The organism is Streptomyces sp. NPDC050315 (assembly GCF_040655775.1).
GTDB lineage: Bacteria > Actinomycetota > Actinomycetes > Streptomycetales > Streptomycetaceae > Streptomyces.
In genome coordinates this window covers 6,358-24,842 of the sequence record NZ_JBFAKN010000019.1, presented here as the reverse complement: position 1 = coordinate 24,842, position 18,485 = coordinate 6,358, and the positions used below count along the sequence as shown (strand labels likewise).

17 protein-coding genes are annotated in these 18,485 nt (G+C 69.0%); 6 read left to right on the top strand and 11 right to left on the bottom strand.

The genetic code is table 11. From position 1 onward, the window contains the following. Positions 1-140: 140 nt before the first annotated feature. The 6 genes from AB0I82_RS36235 to AB0I82_RS36210 all read right to left on the bottom strand — a co-directional run bounded on the left by AB0I82_RS36235 (position 141) and on the right by AB0I82_RS36210 (position 6,148). The gene (locus AB0I82_RS36235) at positions 141-1,388 is read right to left on the bottom strand and encodes a SufS family cysteine desulfurase (RefSeq protein ID WP_363261756.1); all 1,248 of its coding nucleotides are present in this window, start codon (positions 1,386-1,388) and stop codon (positions 141-143) included. A 118-nt stretch (positions 1,389-1,506) separates the two neighbouring features. Next, positions 1,507-2,976, bottom strand: a complete 1,470-nt coding sequence (locus tag AB0I82_RS36230; RefSeq protein WP_363261755.1) for a PLP-dependent aminotransferase family protein — start codon at positions 2,974-2,976, stop codon at positions 1,507-1,509. Between the two features lie 185 nt (positions 2,977-3,161). Then, on the bottom strand, positions 3,162-3,998 hold the full coding sequence (locus tag AB0I82_RS36225) for a DUF2182 domain-containing protein (protein ID WP_363261754.1): 837 nt from the start codon (positions 3,996-3,998) through the stop codon (positions 3,162-3,164). A 20-nt stretch (positions 3,999-4,018) separates the two neighbouring features. Beyond that, a complete protein-coding gene (locus AB0I82_RS36220) occupies positions 4,019-4,615 on the bottom strand; it encodes a DUF1326 domain-containing protein (protein WP_363261753.1) in 597 nt (198 codons plus the stop codon). Positions 4,616-4,737: 122 nt separating this feature from the next. Beyond that, positions 4,738-5,463 carry an iron-containing redox enzyme family protein gene (locus AB0I82_RS36215; protein WP_363261752.1) on the bottom strand — a complete coding sequence of 242 codons (726 nt, stop codon included), beginning with the start codon at positions 5,461-5,463 and terminating at the stop codon, positions 4,738-4,740. Positions 5,464-5,503: 40 nt separating this feature from the next. Further along, the gene (locus AB0I82_RS36210) at positions 5,504-6,148 is read right to left on the bottom strand and encodes a hypothetical protein (protein ID WP_363261751.1); all 645 of its coding nucleotides are present in this window, start codon (positions 6,146-6,148) and stop codon (positions 5,504-5,506) included. Positions 6,149-6,771: 623 nt separating this feature from the next. Here AB0I82_RS36210 and AB0I82_RS36205 point away from each other — a divergent pair. Both AB0I82_RS36205 and AB0I82_RS36200 read left to right on the top strand, forming a co-directional pair. Continuing rightward, positions 6,772-7,029 carry a hypothetical protein gene (locus AB0I82_RS36205; protein ID WP_363261750.1) on the top strand — a complete coding sequence of 86 codons (258 nt, stop codon included), beginning with the start codon at positions 6,772-6,774 and terminating at the stop codon, positions 7,027-7,029. Then, entirely contained in the window at positions 7,026-7,406 is a 381-nt protein-coding gene (locus tag AB0I82_RS36200) for a hypothetical protein (protein WP_363261749.1), read from the top strand. Before AB0I82_RS36205 ends, AB0I82_RS36200 begins: the two co-directional genes overlap by 4 nt. 39 nt (positions 7,407-7,445) lie before the next feature. On the opposite strand, the gene AB0I82_RS36195 is transcribed toward AB0I82_RS36200, so the two are convergent. Continuing rightward, positions 7,446-8,156, bottom strand: a complete 711-nt coding sequence (locus AB0I82_RS36195; protein ID WP_363261748.1) for a hypothetical protein — start codon at positions 8,154-8,156, stop codon at positions 7,446-7,448. A 53-nt stretch (positions 8,157-8,209) separates the two neighbouring features. After that, positions 8,210-10,903, bottom strand: a complete 2,694-nt coding sequence (locus AB0I82_RS36190; protein ID WP_363261747.1) for an ATP/GTP-binding protein — start codon at positions 10,901-10,903, stop codon at positions 8,210-8,212. 156 nt (positions 10,904-11,059) lie between these two features. Between AB0I82_RS36190 and AB0I82_RS36185 the strand changes: the two genes are divergently transcribed. Beyond that, positions 11,060-11,323, top strand: coding sequence for a hypothetical protein (locus AB0I82_RS36185; RefSeq protein ID WP_363261746.1), 264 nt, complete (start codon positions 11,060-11,062; stop codon positions 11,321-11,323). On the opposite strand, the gene AB0I82_RS36180 is transcribed toward AB0I82_RS36185, so the two are convergent. Next, positions 11,287-13,137 (bottom strand): zeta toxin family protein, encoded by a 1,851-nt coding sequence (locus tag AB0I82_RS36180; protein WP_363261745.1) that lies wholly within the window; start codon positions 13,135-13,137, stop codon positions 11,287-11,289. The genes AB0I82_RS36185 and AB0I82_RS36180 overlap by 37 nt on opposite strands. 119 nt (positions 13,138-13,256) lie before the next feature. On the opposite strand from AB0I82_RS36180, the gene AB0I82_RS36175 reads away from it, so the two are divergent. Both AB0I82_RS36175 and AB0I82_RS36170 read left to right on the top strand, forming a co-directional pair. Beyond that, entirely contained in the window at positions 13,257-15,311 is a 2,055-nt protein-coding gene (locus AB0I82_RS36175) for a helix-turn-helix transcriptional regulator (protein ID WP_363261744.1), read from the top strand. A gap of 3 nt (positions 15,312-15,314) precedes the next feature. Continuing rightward, positions 15,315-15,872, top strand: a complete 558-nt coding sequence (locus tag AB0I82_RS36170) for an XRE family transcriptional regulator (protein ID WP_363261743.1) — start codon at positions 15,315-15,317, stop codon at positions 15,870-15,872. 175 nt (positions 15,873-16,047) lie between these two features. Here the strand turns inward: AB0I82_RS36170 and AB0I82_RS36165 are convergent, their stop codons facing one another. Next, positions 16,048-16,914 carry an AraC family transcriptional regulator gene (locus tag AB0I82_RS36165; RefSeq protein WP_363261758.1) on the bottom strand — a complete coding sequence of 289 codons (867 nt, stop codon included), beginning with the start codon at positions 16,912-16,914 and terminating at the stop codon, positions 16,048-16,050. A gap of 119 nt (positions 16,915-17,033) precedes the next feature. Between AB0I82_RS36165 and AB0I82_RS36160 the strand changes: the two genes are divergently transcribed. Beyond that, entirely contained in the window at positions 17,034-17,885 is an 852-nt protein-coding gene (locus tag AB0I82_RS36160; protein ID WP_363261742.1) for a phytanoyl-CoA dioxygenase family protein, read from the top strand. A 24-nt stretch (positions 17,886-17,909) separates the two neighbouring features. Here the strand turns inward: AB0I82_RS36160 and AB0I82_RS36155 are convergent. Then, a partial coding sequence (locus AB0I82_RS36155; protein WP_363261741.1) for a tetratricopeptide repeat protein occupies positions 17,910-18,485 on the bottom strand: 576 nt, incomplete at its 5' end.

Below are 18,485 nucleotides of genomic sequence, written 5' to 3'. Positions count from 1 at the left end.
CTAGTCTGTTCCCCCCGGGCGCCCCGCCGGGGCCCCCCCCACCCCCCCCCGCCACCCCCCCCCCCCCCCCCCCCCCCCCGGGGGGGGGGCCCCCCCCCCCGCCCCCCCCCCCCGCTCTGTCTTTCCGCCCGCAGCGACGGTCAGGCGAAGAACCGCTGTGCTGCCTCAATGCCCTCGACCAAGGCGGCGATGTCCTCCGGAGTGTTGTAAATGTAGAAGCTCGCCCGGGTGCTGGCGGGAATGCCGTACCGGTCGCAGATGGGCCGAGCACAGTGGTGCCCCGTGCGCACCGCGACACCGTGATCGTCCAAAACCTGCCCCACATCGTGCGGATGAATGCCGTCGACGGTGAACGACACAGTGGCACCGCGATCGTGAAGGGTGCTCGGGCCGATGACCGATACTCCCTTCAGGCCCGCCAGACCCTCCAGCGTCAGCGCCGTCAATTCCGCCTCATGCGCTTCCACCGCCTTCATGCCGAGGGCGCTCAGGTAGTGGATCGCGGCAGCCAGGCCGGCCGCCTGAGGGGCCAGCGGGACACCGGCCTCGAAGCGCTGTGGGGGAGCCAGGAAGGTCGTCCGGTCCATACGCACCGTTTCAATCATCGAACCACCCGTGATGAACGGAGGCATCTCCGCCAACAGCTCCTGTCGGCCCCACAGCACCCCAATGCCGTTCGGCCCGAGCATCTTGTGGGCGGAGAAGACGAAGAAGTCGGCGCCCAGCTCCGCAATGTTCACCGCCTGGTGAGCAACCGACTGAGCCCCATCCACCAGGACCAGGGCACCCACACCATGGGCACGGCTCGCAAGGGAGGCCACGGGGTTGATCGTGCCGAGGACGTTCGACTGATGTGTCACCGCCACCAGCTTGGTCCGCATGCTGAGCATCCGGTCGAAGGCCGCGTCATCCAGCCGCCCGTCGCTGGTGAGGGGCACCCACCGCAAAGTGGCGCCAGTGCGCTCGGCCAATTGCTGCCAGGGCACCAGATTGGCATGGTGCTCCATCTCGGTGATGAGGATTTCATCGCCCGGGCCGATACAGAACGGAGAGCCCTTCTGAGTGGCAGATGCGTTGCTCAGCGCATAGGCGACCAGGTTGATCGCCTCGGTGGCATTACGGGTGAACACGATCTCCGGGGCCTGGGCCCCGAGAAAGTCCGCGACGGTTTGCCGGGCCGACTCATACACTTCAGTCGCCTCTTCGGCCAACTGGTGGGCACCCCGGTGCGCGGCAGCGTTGTGACACAGGTAGAAGTCGCGTTCCGCGTCCAGGACCTGCAGCGGCTTCTGCGACGTGGCGGCCGAGTCCAGATAGACGAGCTCGCGGTCGTCGCGCACACGCCGACGCAGGATGGGGAAATCGTCCTTGATGGTCTGCGGGTCCAAGTGCTGGGACGCCGAAGGTGGGGTGTTGATCTGCCTCTCCTCTTAGTTGTACGCCCGATGCACGGCGCACCGGGGGTTCGATGCCTGTACACGAAGGGGCGGGAGGCGCGCATGAGCGTCAGGCCACCCACTGCGGGCTGTCCACGGTGCTGCTGAGCGGAGAGTCATCGGCCACGACGGAGGCAAGGCGCCGCATCGCTTCCTCGAGCGTCTCAGGCGGCAGCGTGTAGGGAATGCGCAGCCGATGGTCATGTGTGCCCGGATCGGCGCCGAACCGCGCTCCCCCCTCGATGCGCACGCCCTTGGCGCGGACGCGGTCAGCCAGAGCCGAGGCGATCGGTTGTCCCAGGTCGACCCAGAGAGACAAACCACCCGGTGGGGTGTGCGTGCGCCACTGTGGAAAGTAGCGGGCTATGGCATGCAGCAGCGCGGTGCGCTGGGTCCGGACCTGTGCGAGACGCGTCTGCAGAACCTCGCCGGTACGCAGGATCAGCGAGGTGGCCAGCAACTGATCCATGACCGAGCCCGCCATGTCCATGCTGACGCGTAGCCCCGCGAGCTTGGTGATCAATCGTGGCGTCGCCCGGAGCCAGCCGATGCGCAGCCCACCCCAGTGGCTCTTACTCATCGAGCCCACGGTGATCACGTGATCTCTTTCGCCGGCTGCGGCATGCGAGATGAAGGGCGCCGGCGCGGGTACATCCAGGGCGATATCGGTGAGCGTCTCATCGATGATGAGCCAGGTGCCAGTCCGGCTGGTTGCCCGCAGAATCTCGCTGCGCTGCTCGTCAGGCATCAAACAGCCCACGGGATTATGGAAGTCAGGGATGAGGTACGCCAGGCGCGGCAGCGTCTGACGAAGCGTAGCCTGCATGATCTCCTCGTCCCAGCCAGCCTCCGTGACCGGGACAGGGGTGGGACGCAACCGAGCATGACGAATGGCGTCCAGCGCGTTCGGGTACGTCGGGTTCTCCACCATCACCCGATCACCGGGCGAGGTAAGCAGCCCCAAGGCGAGTGCCAGCCCCTGCTGGGCGCCAGAGGTCACCAGAATCTGGTCCGGCAGAGTCGGTACACCGCGGCGCGTGTAGCGGTCGGCAATGGCGGACCGCAGCCCGGCCAATCCGAACGGGTGGTACCCAGGAGTACTCGCGCGTTGAGCCAACAGCGGCCCGCTGTAGGAAAGCGCCTCGGTCAATATGCTCTCGGGGAGCCCGAGAGCTGCTGCCGCCAGGTCAATACTCTCGTCCTCGGGCGTCAGCGGCTGCCGGGCGCCAGCCGGCCGCTTGCCGTCCGGCAGCATCGTCCACGTTCCCGAGCCGCGGCGGCTGCGGGCATAGCCGCTTTCACGCAGCAGGTCATAGGCCGCTTTGATGGTAGGGCGGCTGACGGCAAGTACCGATGCCAATTCCCGCTCAGCGGGTAGCCGAACATGCAAGGCAAGACGGCCCTCGAGGACCAAAGCGCGGATTGCCTGCGCCAGATGTCGGTAAGCAGGCTTGCTCGTGGAGAGGTCCGGCAGCAGTGCAGCCAGCTGCCCTGGGCTGATGGACCGACCCGCAGAGCCAGCCATGGCAGTGTCAGGCATGCCACTTTCCCTGAGTTGGGCCTTTGTCACTCACACAGCCTAACCACATAGCTGCCCGCCTGTCCCACACCGTCCCCACCATCAACGCATCATGCTGAGACGGGTCTTCGGCCCAGCACAGCCTGGCCGCGGTTCGCGCCAGAGGCTGCGCACGGCTCAACCAGGCCACATTCCGCGTTAGGCGGTCAGCCCACCATCCCGGCGAGCGGTGAATGAAGCAGAGGATCCAGGATCAGGATCACGCCCAACCCGATCATCACCGCCCCTGTCAGCATGGCAACGCGCTTGCCGGCCCGCAGTGCTCGTTCAGCCAAGAACAGCAACGTCAGCGCACCCATCCACAGCAAGTTGTGCAGCCCGACCGCCACCTGAACCAGCATCAGCGCCCAACAACAGCCCAGGCAGTACAGGCCATTCAGCGCCCCCGCACGCAACGTCCCGACCCACCCGGCGCCGAAGTCATGTGTCATGACGAAGGAGAGCGGGCTGCGGCACACCGTCAGACAACGGGTCTTAAGCCCCGAGAACTGAAAGACGCCAGCCATCGTGATGACAGCACCGGCGCCGACTACCGCCCACGTACTGCCCTCACTGATGGGAACAAGCCACCGCTTGAGGATCACCAGGAGCAGGGGCACCAGCCCAGAGAGCGCCCACACCAGCAAATAACCGGTGATGAAGACTGCGGTAGCCACCGTGCCGGCACGGCCCTTGGTCCGGGAGACGAACCTGTGCGCCGCCACGAGAGGGACTGCCACCGGCAGCATCATGGCGACCACCATGCCAGCCCACATGGCCAGGAACATCTCCGCCTCGGCCATCGACATGAGCGGAGTGGACTCGCCGTGGTGCATCGAATGATGCCCCGCCATGCCTGGCATGGAAGACATGCCTTCCATGCCAGGCATCGCAGGCTGATCGGCTCCTGCCATCGAGTGGTGGCCTGCGGAATACATCCACCACCAGGTAACCCCCGACACGGCGAGCACCCAAACGCCGGTCGTGAGGGTCAGGCGCCGCATCACCCGCTCAGGACTTGCTGTCACTCCGCCGAACCCATCTTCATCGGACCGAAGTCGGCGTGCACCAGTGGCCAGTCCCACCCCAGGTCGGGGTCGACGAAGCGGCTCTCGGTCTTGGCCAGGAGCCGCTCACCACCAAACGACATCAGCGCATTGTGCACCGCGATCGGCGTCTGGCCGTCCCTGCCCAGGAGCGGTTTGACAGGGATGGTGCTGGCACGCCCGAGCTGGAAGTACGGCTTGTCACCGGAGTCGTCGAGCTCGATCGGCACCCGACGAATGCCCTTGAAGTCCTCCACGAGAGTGAACAGCAGCGCCAGCAGCCCGCCGGCCTTCCCCGTGAGAATCTGCTCCATGGCCTCGGACTGGGCCTGCGGAGTGTCGTCACCGATGTAGACGGCGACCTTCAGCCCACCGTCCCAGACATGCTTGACGGTGCGGTAGGCGACTCCCAGCTTGCACCCCGACAGATCGACGTCGCCGTAAAAGCCCTCGTCAACGATGCCGACGCCGATGGCATCGCAGGAGCCGTGTGTCGGCGCTTCGGCGAACCAGCACGGACAGGGAGTGCCGCAGTTACACGCCCCGGCCAGCCGCCCTTCGATCGACCATTCCATATCGTGTGTCCTCTTGTTGTTTCCTCGGCCTGAACCACCGTGCGGCGCTCGCAGAAAGCGGCTGGGTGCCATGAAGATCGCCCACGGCACCCAGCCGCTTGTGCTGCTTCACCTCAACTGCGTCAAGCAGCCGCACCCGCGAGCTTGGACTCCGCAGCGCGAGTGGCCTCGTAGGCCTCGACGAAGTACATGGTGAACAGCTTGTACAGGTGGTCGAAGTGCTTGAGCAGCCGCTCGACGTCCGCGTCCGACTGCACCAGCGACATCAGGGTGTTCCACACGTCGCCGGTGTGGTCCTCGTCGATGTCGTAGTTCACGTGGGTCCGTGCACCCCGCACCTCGTCCTTACCGAGGGTCTTCTCCAGGTGGTCCAGCCAGTCCGGCTGTGTCTTCCGGGTGGTGTACTCCAGGAAGTAGCTGCTGGCGATGGCCGCGAGGGGGGTGCCCTCGAACTCCTGGCAGTAGAGGAAGTAGCCGTTCAGCAGCTTGGTCGCCAGGAACGGGTCGGTGGAGTAGACCTCGTCGGCGTCGACGCCCAGGCGGGCCAGGTCGGCGAGGAACAGCTTGTCGTGCAGCATCTCGTCGTCGGTGTACTCGGCCCACTCCTTGGCCGCCACCGGGTTATGCAGAGTGAAGTAGTGGATGGCGTGGGCATCGATGGTGCGCTTGCGACGGATGCGCAGAATGGTCTCGATGGTGTGCCGCTTGTAGTACGGCATGTCTACCTCGGAGGCGCTCAGGAAGTGCGTCGCGTAGGGGACCTCCGTATAGAACTGCTTGATGTAGTTGTTGAGCTTCTCGTCGACCTGCTTACGCAGCTCCGGACGAACGATCTCGGTTTCCGACATTAGAGTTGAACTCCTTCTTGGAAGGTTTTCTTGATGGGTTTTACTTGCTCGCCCCGGATGCGGCCGGAACGCGAATGCCGCTGAGGATGTCTTCTGTCGAGAATTCCGTCTGCCCCGCTGCTGCCGCGTCCAGAAGGGAGCCGAAACCGTAGCCGGACAGTCGATCCACCACATCGCCCAGATCGGCGACGATGGTGAAGTAGTCATCTCCCCGCTCGGGAACCGTGTACGGGCCAGCGATGACCTTGGCGCCAGATGCCTCGAAACCGGAGAGCTTTCCTCGCCGGCAGTACGAGACCACCTTTCGAATGGGCAAATTCACCTTCGCCCATTGGGTCGCCCACCCGAAGAGCAGGCGAGAGTAGGGAAGATCCCTGCCTCGGCTGGGCATGGATACCAGCCGGCCGAGCTCCCACACCGTGGGGTCTCCCTTGAGGTCGTCAGGGAGAAGCCCCAGCTCCTCGATCTCTGTAGTGCAGGCCGTGACCGGGACGATCCGAAGGGAGGCGCCGATGCGGTCCCCCTTGTGCAGCGTGAACACCTTGCCGCGCACATCGCGGTCCTTGTCCAGCCACCAGAATTCGCTTTCCGGAAAGCGGGGCTCGTACCGGAGCAAGCGCAGGGCATGGGCCTCTGCGAGATCCCCGATGTTCTCTACCAGCGAGAACCTGTAGAGGTCATCCATCATTTCTCCCAATCGAATCGGCCAGAGCCGCCCGCTCGGACAGGGACTGAAAGGCAGCTCCTTGTTCGACGTGAACCATCATGGTCGAGGCGCAGCCCGAGTTGCTGAGAAAGCAATGTCCTGAACGGGACATGTCCTAATGCAAGCCCCCAGTGCAACGCCCTGGCCAGGGCAAACGTCGCGCCGTTGCAAGCGCGGAAGTCGGAAGTCCCCTGGCCTGCCAATAGCTAGGAAGGACGGATAGTGGAAGAAGGTATGAGGCGTGAGGCCCTGATCAGGGCATGGCCGGAACAGGAATTATCGGAAAGGTTTCCCACGCTTTTGCGTGAGCCCGGATCCACGCCCTGACGGCCTACGCTGCGGACGCGGCGATCTACCCGTCGGCGTCGGTCACCTCTACGGCGACGAAGCCGGGCTCGTTCATGCTCAGATGCTGGTAAATCAGTTCATGGCCCATCGGACGACGTTGCTCGCCTGACCAGTTTGTTGACGGCCGGGCCAGCCGAGGGCGGGGCTCGCGCAGTGGGCGTGGCTTGGTCCGGAGGGGTGGGGTACTCGGCTGTGCAGGAGCCGGTAGGGTTGCGGGTACGTACCCGTACCCGCTAGATGGAGATGGCGTGACCATGTCCGACGCCAACGTCCGCATTCCCGAGGAAGCCAAAGATCGGCTGGCCGCGATCGCAGCGAGTGAGGGCCTTTCCCTGCGGGCCTACCTCGCCCGTCTCGCCGACACCCTGCTCACGCCGCAGGAGCGGGCGGAGCGTGCCGAGCGTGCCCGCATCGCGCTGCAGAAGTGGAACGGGTACAGCCCGACCGCCGCCGAGGAGCGGCAGCTGGATGATGAACTGGACCGCCGCCTGACGCAGGTGGCCGGCCGGTGAGCGAGGCGATGCACATCGTCTTCGACGACACGGCCATGGCGGCAGCCGGCCAGGGCAATCTCCTCGCCTCCCGGCTGATCCACCGCGCACACACCGAGCCGGGATGGTTCCTGTACGCCCCGGCCTGCGTCCTGGTCGAGGCCGACCGTGCCCGGCCGGGCACGGCTGAGCATCTCGCCGCGCTGCCCGGTGTCACGGTGCTCGATCTCGATCTCCCGGCTGCCCTGGCCGTGGCCCGTCAGCAGACATGGGCGGCCGCTCATGCTCAGTACTCGGCGCAGCCCACGGCTGACCGGCCGGACGGCGCAGTCATCGCCACCACCGATCCGCAGCGGTGGCAGGGCCAGCCGGTGCGCGTACTGGACCTGACTCCCTGAGGGCACCGACAGCGGCACCTGATGCTGGCTGGGCGGCGGTCAGTCGAAGTCGCCCAGCAGCGCCAGAGGCTGCGTGTTCTGATGCTCCTTCGGAGTGCCGAGTTCAGTGCTCCAAAGGATGCGCTCGCCGATGAAGTGGCTGCGCCGCCGCATGTCGCCAGCGACGTCGTAGGTCGGCTGGTACGGCCAGGACGCGGTGCTGCGGCGGCGCCGGGCCTGTGCCTCTGCGTACTCGCGCTGTTCGGCCTCGTACGCCCGGCGCGCCTCGGGAAAGTCGAGCAGGATCGGTTCGCCAGGGGCGACACGGGCCTGAGTTACCCGTTTCTCCTCGTCATCCACGGTGACAACGGCAGCCACGTCGAAGGCGGCATCCTCACCGTTGGTGATCAAACGGTAGCGACCTGGTTCGACCCAGTCGCCCTCCCAATGCACATCGTGTTGTTCGACGTCGCGCTGGTTTTGCTGATGCGCCAGTGCGTTGGCATCCTCCGCCAGCCGGTTCGCTGCCGTGGCGATATCGTTCGCCGCGCGGGCGATCTCGTTGGACTCGGCACTCGTCTCATTGGCGTGTACCGCCAGCTGATTGGCCGCTCGGGCGATCTTGTTGGCGTCGCCAGCGAGGCGGTTACCCTTCTCCGCCTCGTTGTTTGCCCGTTTTGCCTGGCGCATGCCGACGATCCCGGTGACGGCGCCGATGACACCCGCTATCCCGCCGGTCCAAGTGCCGACATCCCCCCACTCCAACCCCATAAGCGCAGAATAGCCACTCATCACACAAGAGCGCTGTGCCGCTTCGCCTGCCCTTATCGCCTGGCCCGCACCTCTTCGCGTCGTGCCGTGACCAGCGCGCGCCAGCGCTCGCGGGTCACCTGCTCGCCGTCCAGCCACCGCGCCGCGGAGGCGGACTCGGCGGACAGCGGCAGGCCGGCCATGAAGTGCACGATGTCGACGTAGTACGCGTAGTAGTCCTCGCGGGTCAGCTCGCGCAGCCGCCCGATGCTGGCAGCGATACCTTCCTGGTCGTCGCGGACCGCGTGGTGGAACGCGAAGGCCAACTCCAGCTTGGCCTGGGCGAAGGCGAGCCCGGAGGCGCTGATCTCGGCCCGGAGGACCTGGTACCGGTCGGCGAGGTTGGTGTCGGTGCCGGCGTCGCGCAGGAGCTCGGCGATGCGGACATCCAAGGTGGCGGCGCGCAGGTCGACCGGGCCGAGCAGGCGCTCGGCCAGCTCGATCTCGTCATCAGCGGTGTCGGGGGAGGCGAAGGCGAGGGAGAAGGCCCGCATGGCCTGGGACATGGCCGCCTCGCCCTTCTTCCCGTGCTCCTCGCCCTCCAGCCGCGCGGCCTGGAACGCCTGCGCTCCTGCGGCAATGTCGCCCTGAACCCACCTGACATCCCCCATCACGCGGTGGTGGCGGCCCTCCCAGCCAAGGTGTGCGGCGGCATCCAGGGCGGTGGGGAAGTCGCCGGCGAGCCGGGCCAGGTGCGCGAGCCCGCGGCGGGCATTGGGCGCCAGGCGGCCGCCGCCGGCGACGACGTGCTGCATGCCGCGGCGGGAGTCCTCGGTGCGCCCAAGATCCCGCTGGGCCTTGGCCAGGTAGTAGACCGCCATGTCGTGCAGGTCAGGCGGCAGCAGGCCGGAGTCGGCGAGGCGGGTAAGGCGCTCGGCGGTCCGGGCGCGGTTCTCGCGCTGGCGGCGGGCGAGCGTGCTGAGGATCTCCACCAGCGCATCGGCGGCCGTCTGCAGTCCCGTACCGGCGTCGTTGTCGCGGGCGGGAGGTGCGAGGGGCTCCCAGACGGAGTCGCCGATGTAGGCCCAGGCGGCCTCGGTGAGCCAGTCCAGGTCCAGGTGGTGGTCGCGGGCCAGGCGCAGGCCTTGGCGCAGGCAGCCGACCAGCAGCAGCCGGTCGCGTGCTTCGCCGGCGCGCCACTGCTCGCCGAGCGCGGTGAAGGCGCGTGTCGCGGCCTGCTGCCAGTCGGTGGGGGACCAGCGGTCATCGGTCTGGTCATCGGCGGTGCGCAGGGTGGAGCGGATCAGGTCGTGCAGGTGGAAGGGCCACAGGCCGAAGGGGTTGTGCCGTACGAAGGGCCGCTCGGTCAGCCGCAGCGCCGACGCCTGGTGGGTCAGCCCGGCCGTGCGGGTGGCGAGGTTCAGGTCGAAGGCGTCCAGGAGGGCGACGGAGCGCAGAACGTGCCGTTCGTCGGGGGTGAGGTCGGCCAGGGTGCGGGCGATCAGGGCGGGGAAGTCGGCGTCGAAGTCGGCCGGCTCCGGCTCCCGGCCGCTGCGCCGTATCTCCAAAAACCGCATGACGGCCAGGTCCAGGTACAAGGGCAGGCCGTGGGAGCGGTCAGTGATGACCTGGCGCAGGCTCGCGTCAATGAGGGGCTGGCCGTCTCGGGCCAGGCGGCGGGCGAGGTAGTCCTCGCAGTCCTCGGGAGAGAAGTCCCCGATCAGGATCTGCCGACCGCCGGCCGAGGACGCGGGGTAGGGGGTACGGGCGGCGGGGAGGTCGCGGGTGGCCAGGTCGGGCCAGGCGGCAGGCCCGGTCCAGTCCAGCTGGCCGGCCAGGGCCTCCTCCGCCCACTGCAGCCGGCTGCGGCCGGTGATGACGAACAGCGCGTTCGGCAGCAGCCACACCACCCGCTGCAGAAGGCGCTCAAAATCGCGGTGCGTGCGGTCGCCGATGTCTTCGAAGGTGTCCAGCAGCACCACCGGGACAACTGCCTTGTCGGCGGGGAGCTGAGCGAGCTCCCAGGCCAGCAGATGCGGATAGAAGGACAGCGCGTCCAAGTCCGCTTCGGCCTCCAGCAGATCCGCCAGGCGCGCGCAGCCGGCCAGCGCCCGTACGGACTGCCGGCGCTCGCGCAGGGCGCCCACCAGCGCTCCGGTCACCTGCCCGACCGCGGCCCCGACGGTGCCGGGCAGGAGCAGGGCCTGGGCGACGTCGCCGAGCGCGGACTGCATCTGCTGCGGCAGCGCCCGGCCGAAGCGGGCGGCCAGCCCGTCCCGGCGCAGGTACTCCTCCAGGTTTTCGCCGGGGTGGGTGTGTTCCCAGTACCGGCGCAGTGCCAGGTCGAAGGCGGGAAGTGGGCAGCCGAGCTCGGCGAGCGCGAGGCGCAGAGTGAGGACAACGCGCTCGAAGTCCATCCCGGCCGAGCGGGCGAGGTCGATCCGTACGGGCAGGATGCGCCGGTCGGTGGGCCAGGCCGGTGCCGGCCACTGGGCGGGCCGCTGCTGGCCGCCGGTGGTCAGGGCCGCTTCAAGTTTGCGGCTGAGCGTGGTTTTGCCGATGCCGCCGACCCCGTGGAAAACCACGACGTTGCGGCGAGGCGCTTCGAGGTCCTCGACGTCGAAGGCGGGGTCGGCCAGGCGCTGCAGGTGCTGGCCGAGGGCGGCGGTGACGACCTGCCATTGCCCCTGCCGGTTGGTGAACGCCTCACTGGCGGCAAGGGAGCGGTCGTTGGAGCTGAACAGTGCTCGCAGATCCCGGCCCGCCACAACAACCCCCGAAAACGATCAACTGGCATCAACGTACGACACCCTGGCAGCTTTCCTCACCACCAGCCCCGTCCGCTGCGGCCTTCCCGGCCACGTCCCGCCAGGCGGTGCTTGGGACAATGCCCCGATTGTCCCGAGAGCAAGGTGGTTTTACCCATGGACGACAACGGCGAGCAGGCCGGCGGCACCGAGTACGAGGGCGCGGTGGAGATCCTGCGGCGAGTGTCGGTTTGGTACAGCCAGGCCATCATGGCCGAACGCCGCGCGCCGACGCCCGACTCCCAGCGCCTGGAGCATCTGATGGCCAAGCGTCAGGAGTGCGTGGAGGACCAACAGGCCCTGACGACCGCGACACCTGAGCAGGTGGAGCAGCTCGCACAGCGTTACGCGGCGCGCTGGAAGGAACTGACCAAGCCGTAGTCGGCAGCCTGGCGCGCCGGGAGCGGCAGCGCGGCGACCGGCGGGGCAGCGGACAGGCGGCGCGGGCGCAGGTGCTCGGGCAGTAGTGGGCGGGCCAGGGCCGTGATCTGCTCCAGCTCGGCGCGGTACTGCGGCAGCGCCTGGCGCAAGGCGCGCTGCTCGGCAAGGAAACGCCACGCTTCGGCATCGCTGTACGGGCGCTGCCGCTCGGCCACCAGGGCCAGAGCGGCGCCGGTCGGTCCGGCCATACTCCCGTCCGGGCGGCGCTCGCCCTGCCAGGCGGCGGTGCCGTCCCTTCGCATCACCACCACCGCGTCCGCCACGCCCCGCTGCTCGGCGGCCTGGAGTGCGGTCGCGACCGCGAGGAAGCACCGGTCGTGGCCGCTGGCGGTGGTGAACCGGCCCGGAACGCCGAGCCGGTTCACCTGGGCGTAGCGTGCGGCGGTGCCCTGGCGGCTGTCCGCAGCCCGCACCGCCAGGACGACCAGCTCGATCCGGTGCCCGGCCGCGCGGAAGGGCAAGACGCTGTCGAGGAACTGTTGCGCGTCGCCGGGTGCGATCTCGATGACCGCATCGCCGCGCCGGTTGCGTACGTAAGCCTCGGCCCGGGTCTGCCAGGCCCGGTAGTCCGCGCGGATCGCCGCTCCTGCGCCGCGCGGATTGTCCTGCAGCAGCTGGTGGTAATCGGGATGGGCGGCTTTGAAGTCATCCCCGACCAGGTGCGCCGGCTGGCCCCGCAGCGTGCGCAGGATCAGGCGGGCCGCCCGCGTCTTGCCCGCGCCCGGTTGTCCCATCACGTAGGTCACACGCGGCGTGTCCTGGGCAGTGATGCCGCTGAGGTAGGACGGCACGATCAGTTCATCGAAAATCCAGCGGTGCTCCTCGGCCGAGAGCCGGTGGTAGGTGACACCGGGCGGCTGGGAGGTGGGCTGGGCGATCCGCCGCACCGGCTCCGCCAGTGCGGCGGCGCGCTCGGCATCGCGCTGGACGGCCAACCGCCGGTCCTCCGGCAGTGGTTCGCGGTGCAGCCGTTGGTCGGTTCGGGCGAGCTCGCGCCGGAAGGTCTGCGTCTGCGGCGCGTTCCACGGCCGTGCCCGCTCCGCCGCCACCGCCGCCCGCGCCGCCGGTTGCCGACGCCAGACACCACCGGTCAGTTCGTTGTCGTACAACGCCGTACCGTCGCGGCGCACGACGGTGATGCGGTCGGCCAGCTGCTCGGCCTCGATGACGGCCAGGGTCGGCAGCAGCTGCTGGGCACACCGGTCGTGGTTCTCCCAGGAGACATACCGGCCGCCACCGGCGAGGGTGTCAGTGAGGAAGCGGGACAGCGTCCCCAGCTGGCTCAGGGCCTCCGCCGTTGCCAGGGCCACGACCTCGATGCGGGCACCGGCCTGACGGTAGGCGGCGGCGGAGCTACGGAACTCCTCGGCATCGGCCAGGGCCGTCTCCACCACCGCATCCAGGCTGTGCGTACGCACGTGGGCTTCTACTGCGGCCTGCCAGCGGCGGGTGTCGGGGCGCACCTTCACTCCGGCCGTGCGGACGTCCTCAGTGAGCAGCTCGGCATAGCGGCGGTGCGCGGCCTTGTACAGGTCGCTGCCGATCCTCACCGCCCCGCCTCGGCGGTTCAGTGCCGCATGGACAAGGTCGGCGATGTGGGTCTTTCCGCTGCCGGGCTGCCCCGCGACGAAGACGGCCACGGGGTGCTGTTGGCGGACCGCGTGCGCCGTCCAACGCGGCAGGATCTCCCGGGCCAACACCCCGTTGCTCTCCTCCTCGGACAGCACGGTCGCTGTGACCTCCGCTTCCCCCACCAGTCCTCCTGCACCGAACGCCGTGATCGCGACGCCACCGACTCTGGCAAAAATCAAGCATAAAAGCAAGCATAAATTCAGAGGCGAATCTGTGGTATGTTCTGGGCTGGAGGTGAAGCATGCCCACCGAAAAAGAGCTGTTCGAAGCGGTTGATGCACTACTGGAGGGGGACCCCGCGCTGCCCCCGCCGGCCGAACGCGCCCGACTGCGGGAGGCTGCCGGCGTTACCCAGGCCCGCCTCGCCGAGGCGCTGAAGTCGACGGCGCAGACCGTCAGGAACTGGGAAGCAGGCCGCTCCGAGCCGCGGCCGCCACGCCTGCAGGCGTACCAGCGGCTACTGGAGGGATGGGCAGCGAAGTACCCGCCCGCGGTTCCGGAGACCTTCACCGGCGCCACGGAACCAGCGACGCCCACCCCTGCCCCCGCGCCCGAGACGGTCCCCGCCCCGGCGCCCGCCGCCAAGCCGACATCGACCTCACGCCGTCCGGCGCGGGCGAAGGCCGCGAAGCCGGCCGCGGACCCGCGCTTCCCGCACGGCCCGCTGGCGGTCCTGGACGGTGACGGCACCGCGTACTGCGCCGGCGGCCTGGTGCTGGAGTGCCCGGCGAAGACCATCCCGGCGCTGGTCGAGTGGACGTTGAAGGAGTCCGGGCTCGGGGCGCCGCGGCTGCACCGCCACGGCAAGGACGCCGATCCGCTGGTCGCGCTGACCGCATCGGCCGCCGTGCGCCTCGGCCTGCCCGAGAGCCTGGAGGGGCCTGAGGCCCGCCGCTCCCTGCGGCTGCCCGACGACCACCCCGTGGTCAAGCAGCTCACCCGCGCGAAGTGGAAACTGACCCAGCGCGGCTTCGGCCCGTGGCCCCGCATCTACCGCCCGGCGCAGGCCGGGCAGCGCCAGTGCGTGCAGCTGGCCATCTTGCCTTGGGACGCCCTCGATTCACGGGCCTGGCCCGGCGCCGACCAGCTGCCGCCGGCCGAACTCGCCCGCGCCCTTGGCACCTACGCCTCCCGGGTGCTCACCCCGCGCGGCTCCACCGCCGTCTCGGGTCTGGAGCTGATGACGGCGCTGCGCCCGCCGACCCGCCCGGTGAAGGACGATGCGACCGGCAGCTGGGTGTCGGGGACGAACCCCGGGGCGCTGACCGCGCCGGTCGATCCGGCGCCGCCGGAGGCAACCCTCGAGCACCCGGTCGCCCAGGGCTGGGACGGTGGCTTCCTGGATGAGGAGGCGTACCAGTGGGTGCGCGATGTGCAGCTGCTTTCCGATGAGGAGTGCCTGCTGCCGCACGCGGTCGGCCTGGACATCAACACAGCCTTCCTCGCGGCCGCGGCCCGCCTGAGCGTCGGCCTGGGCGAACCCGTCCACGTCGACCGGCCCGTCTTCGACAAGAAGGTCCCCGGCAGCTGGTACGTGGACCTCTCCCACATCGAACTGGACCCGCGCCTGCCGAGCCCGTTCACGCCGTCCGGCCGGCGCCCGAACGGCCCGGCCTGGTACGCCACCCCCACCGTCGCCTACGCGGTGGAGCTCGGCTACGACGTCACCCCGATCGAGGCGTACCTGCGGCGCGAGACTGGCCCGTACCTGGACCCCTGGCACGACCGCCTGAAGACCGCGTACGTCGACACCGTCGCCGACCTCGGCGTCACCAAGGACCTGGACGACGAAGCGTTCCTCGCCGCCATGGAGGAGCACAAGCAGGTCGACCCGGGCCTCGCCGCGGTCCTGTCCGCCATCAAGTCCACCGTCAAGGGCGGCATCGGCAAGCTGCGCGAGCGCCCCCAGGGCCGCCACTACCGGGACGGCGAGCGCTGGCCGGCCCTGGAACGCCCCACCTGGCGCCCCGACATCCGCGCCGCGGTGATTTCCAAGGCGCGGGTGAACATGCACCGCAAGATGCTCAAGACCGCCCAGGCGTCCGGCCTGTACCCCCTCGCCGTGCTCTCCGACTGCGTGGTCTACCCCAGCCCCGGCCCGAGCCCGCTGGACTTCCTGCCGCGTGACGCCGACGGCAAGCCGTATCCGGGCTCCTTCCGTCTGGGCCCCACCCCGGGCCTGGCGAAGGTCGAAGGCGTGCAGACCATGGCGTGGGCGGTGGACCTGATGGAGCAGCAGTACAACCCGGCCCGCCATATCAAGGGCGGCGACGCCGTCCTGGACGAAGGGGAGTAAGTCATGGGGGACATCGAGGACGCCCTGGAGCGCGCCGACCGCGAAGCCTTCACCCGGGAACCGCCGAAAACGCCGCTCGCGCAGATCCGCCTCCTGGTCCGCGCGGAGAAGGGCTCCACACGGGCCGTAGCGGCCCGCCTGGGCGTCTCCCAGCGCACAGTGGAGCGCTACCTCGCCGGACAGCGCAAGACCCCGCAGAAGCGCCTCGCAGACGCCCTGCGCCGCGAGGTGCCCAAGGTGTGGCAGCCGCGCGTACGCCAGCGCCGCCGCAAGCAGGCCGCCACCACCGCCGGCATCACCATCGAAACCCGCGCCCGCTTCGGCTACACCGCCCCCATCGGCACCACCGACGACGGACGGGTCCGCCGCCTGACCGTCCACCTCCCACCCGCCTACGCCGCCCGCCTCTTCGACGCCCAGCAACAGGGCGCCAGCGACCAGCACATGCGCTCAATCGTCGCCGAAGGCTTGCAGGAAATCTATTTCAAGGACGGCGGCCGCCGCGCCGATGACCTCGAAGTGGAATTCACCGACATCGACTACATCGACGTTTCTTTCTGAGCGGAACGGGCGATTTTTCCCTCTCTTACGGTGTGACTAAGCGCGCTAGTTGGCGGATGAGCGCTGTACTTGGCGGAGCTGAGCGTTCTGGTTGGCGAGCCGGGTGGCCGTCCGCCTTCTCGCCGGGACCAGCACGCCCGGCCCCGTCGAACACGGCCGAGGAGGGATTCCAGAATCAATCGGCCTCCCGTTCCACCGGCAGCCACAGCTCGGCATCCGCCTCGCTGCCGTCCGCCGACATCCGCGTACGAAGGATCTCCGGCCCGGGGCGGCTCCGGTACGGGTTCGATGGGAACCACTCGGTGAACACATCCCGCCACAGCGCCTGGATCGCCTCCGGCGCCGGCCCCGAGGTGGTGAAGACCGCCCATGTTCCGGCCGGCACGGGCATCGTGGCCATGCCCTGCGGCGCGGACGCCGAGGTGACGACCCCGTAGTAGTAGTCGAGGTCGGTGCCCTCCGCCCGGCTGGGATCGAGGTCGTCGCAGACCGCGAGGAGGCCCTGCGGCTCCTGGTCGGACAGCTTCTCCAGCAGCTCCCTTGCCTGGTCGCCGATCCCGCGGACAAAATCGCTGATCGCCTGGTTCGGCCCCGAGTGCACAAGCGGCACCCGAGCCTTCGCCCCGACGACGCTGAACTCCGGCTTGCGCACGACCCGGTAGCGCATGCTGCTGCTCCCGTCGACGATGAGGCGGAAGGTCATCCGGGGCTGGGAGCTGAGCGCCGCACCGGTGCGCCGTGCCTCGCCGGGCCCGACGCCGTGCACCGCGCGGAACGCCCGCGCGAACGCCTCTCCCGAGCCGTACCCGTACCGCACCGCGATCTCCAGCAGCGTCCGCTCACCGGCCAGTACCTCCGCACCCGCGACGGTCAGCCGCCGGCGCCTGATGTACTCCGACAGCGGCATCCCTGCGAGCGCCGAGAACATCCGCCGCAGGTGGTACTCCGAGGTGGCCGCGACCCGCGCCAGCTCGCCCACGTCGACGGAGCTGTCGAGCTGCCGCTCGATGAGCTCCATGGCCTGATTGAGCCGCTCCAGCACACTCGCCTCCAAGGTCCCGACCATCGATTCAATCAGGCGCGGCCCTGCACGCCGCACCCGAGAAAAGCGGTGCGGCAAGTGTCGGGTGACCGGGACGGGCGGCGCCGCACGATGGAGGCATGGACGACACGACCTTGGTATCCCGCTTCCTCCGCGACGGCTTCGTCAAGCTGGAGGGCGCCGTCGCGCCCCGCGTGGCCGCGAGCTGCGCGCGACTGCTGTGGCGGGAGACGGGCTGCGACCCGGACGACCCAGAGACGTGGACGCAGCCCGTGCACTGGGTCGGCGGAATGGCACAGGGACCGTTCGCCGCCGCACCCAACTCCCCGGCCCTGCACCGGGCGTACGACCTGCTGGCCGGCGCCGGGCGCTGGGAGCCACGCTACTCGCTCGGCACCTTCCCGCTGCGCTTCCCGCACGAGGAGGAGCCCGACGACGCGGGCTGGCACATCGAGGGCAGCTATGCAGTGGAGGGCAAGACCTGGCCCTTCACCAATCTCCGCTCACGCGGCCGGGCCCTGCTGATGCTGTTTCTGTTCAGCGAGGTGAGGGAAGCGGACGCCCCGACTCGGATCCGGGTCGGCTCCCACCTCGACGTGCCTAAGGTGCTGGAGCCGTACGGGGAGGAGGGCGCGAGCGGCCTGGCCATCGCGCCAGATCTCGTAGCGGCATCCGCCCACCGGCCGCTCGCCCTCGCCACCGGTTCCCCGGGTGACGTCTTCCTGTGCCATCCGTTCCTGGTGCACGCAGCACAGCCGCACCACGGGGCGCGGCCGCGCTTCATGGCCCAGCCGCCGCTGATGCCGGCCGCGCCGTACGAACTGGAGCGGGGCGACGGCGCGTACTCACCCGTGGAGGTCGCGATTCGCCGGGGCCTGGGACAGGCCACCCCCGGTCCCGACGGGGAGGACGCCGGACCCGCCAACCAGAATGCTCGGCTCCACCAAGTAGAGCGTTCATCCGCCAACTAGCGCGCTCAGTCACATACGGGCTGCTCACCGGCCGTCTCGCCGCCACAGGCGCCAGCCGCGCGGTGACCTGTCGGCCCGGAGAGCAGCTTCCGCTGCGGCGAGGTTGTTGCGGCTGGTGAGGGTGTCGGGGTGGTCGGGGCCGAGGATGCGTTCGCGGGCGGTGAGGTTCTGGCGGAGGAGGTCGGCGGCTTCTTGGTGTCGGCCGAGTTTGTTGAGGGCGCTGGCGAGGTTGTTGCGGCTGGTGAGGGTGTCGGGGTGGTCGGGGCCGAGGGTGTTTTCGCGGGTGGTGAGGTTTTGTTGGTGGAGGTCGGCGGCTTCTTGGTGTCGGCCGAGTTTGTTGAGGGTGCTGGCGAGGTTGTTGCGGCTGGTGAGGGTGTCGGGGTGGTCGGGGCCGAGGATGCGTTCGGAGTCGGTGAGGGTCTGGCGGTGGAGGTCGGCGGCTTCTCGGTGCCGGCCGAGGTCGTTGAGGGCGCCGGCGAGGTTGTTGCGGCTGGCGAGGGTGCCGGGGTGGTCGGGGCCGAGGATGCGTTCGGAGTCGGTGAGGGTCTGGCGGTGGAGGTCGGCGGCTTCTCGGTGCCGGCCGAGGTCGTTGAGGGCGCC

Coding starts and splice junctions, on each gene's coding strand:
- AB0I82_RS36170 (WP_363261743.1), top strand. CDS start 15,315: ATGGGGGACATCGAGGACGCCCTGGAGCGCGCCGACCGCGAAGCCTTC.
- AB0I82_RS36220 (WP_363261753.1), bottom strand. CDS start 4,615: ATGGAATGGTCGATCGAAGGGCGGCTGGCCGGGGCGTGTAACTGCGGC.
- AB0I82_RS36225 (WP_363261754.1), bottom strand. CDS start 3,998: ATGCGGCGCCTGACCCTCACGACCGGCGTTTGGGTGCTCGCCGTGTCG.
- AB0I82_RS36215 (WP_363261752.1), bottom strand. CDS start 5,463: ATGTCGGAAACCGAGATCGTTCGTCCGGAGCTGCGTAAGCAGGTCGAC.
- AB0I82_RS36210 (WP_363261751.1), bottom strand. CDS start 6,148: ATGGATGACCTCTACAGGTTCTCGCTGGTAGAGAACATCGGGGATCTC.
- AB0I82_RS36175 (WP_363261744.1), top strand. CDS start 13,257: ATGCCCACCGAAAAAGAGCTGTTCGAAGCGGTTGATGCACTACTGGAG.
- AB0I82_RS36230 (WP_363261755.1), bottom strand. CDS start 2,976: ATGCCTGACACTGCCATGGCTGGCTCTGCGGGTCGGTCCATCAGCCCA.
- AB0I82_RS36205 (WP_363261750.1), top strand. CDS start 6,772: ATGTCCGACGCCAACGTCCGCATTCCCGAGGAAGCCAAAGATCGGCTG.
- AB0I82_RS36185 (WP_363261746.1), top strand. CDS start 11,060: ATGGACGACAACGGCGAGCAGGCCGGCGGCACCGAGTACGAGGGCGCG.
- AB0I82_RS36195 (WP_363261748.1), bottom strand. CDS start 8,156: ATGGGGTTGGAGTGGGGGGATGTCGGCACTTGGACCGGCGGGATAGCG.
- AB0I82_RS36160 (WP_363261742.1), top strand. CDS start 17,034: ATGGACGACACGACCTTGGTATCCCGCTTCCTCCGCGACGGCTTCGTC.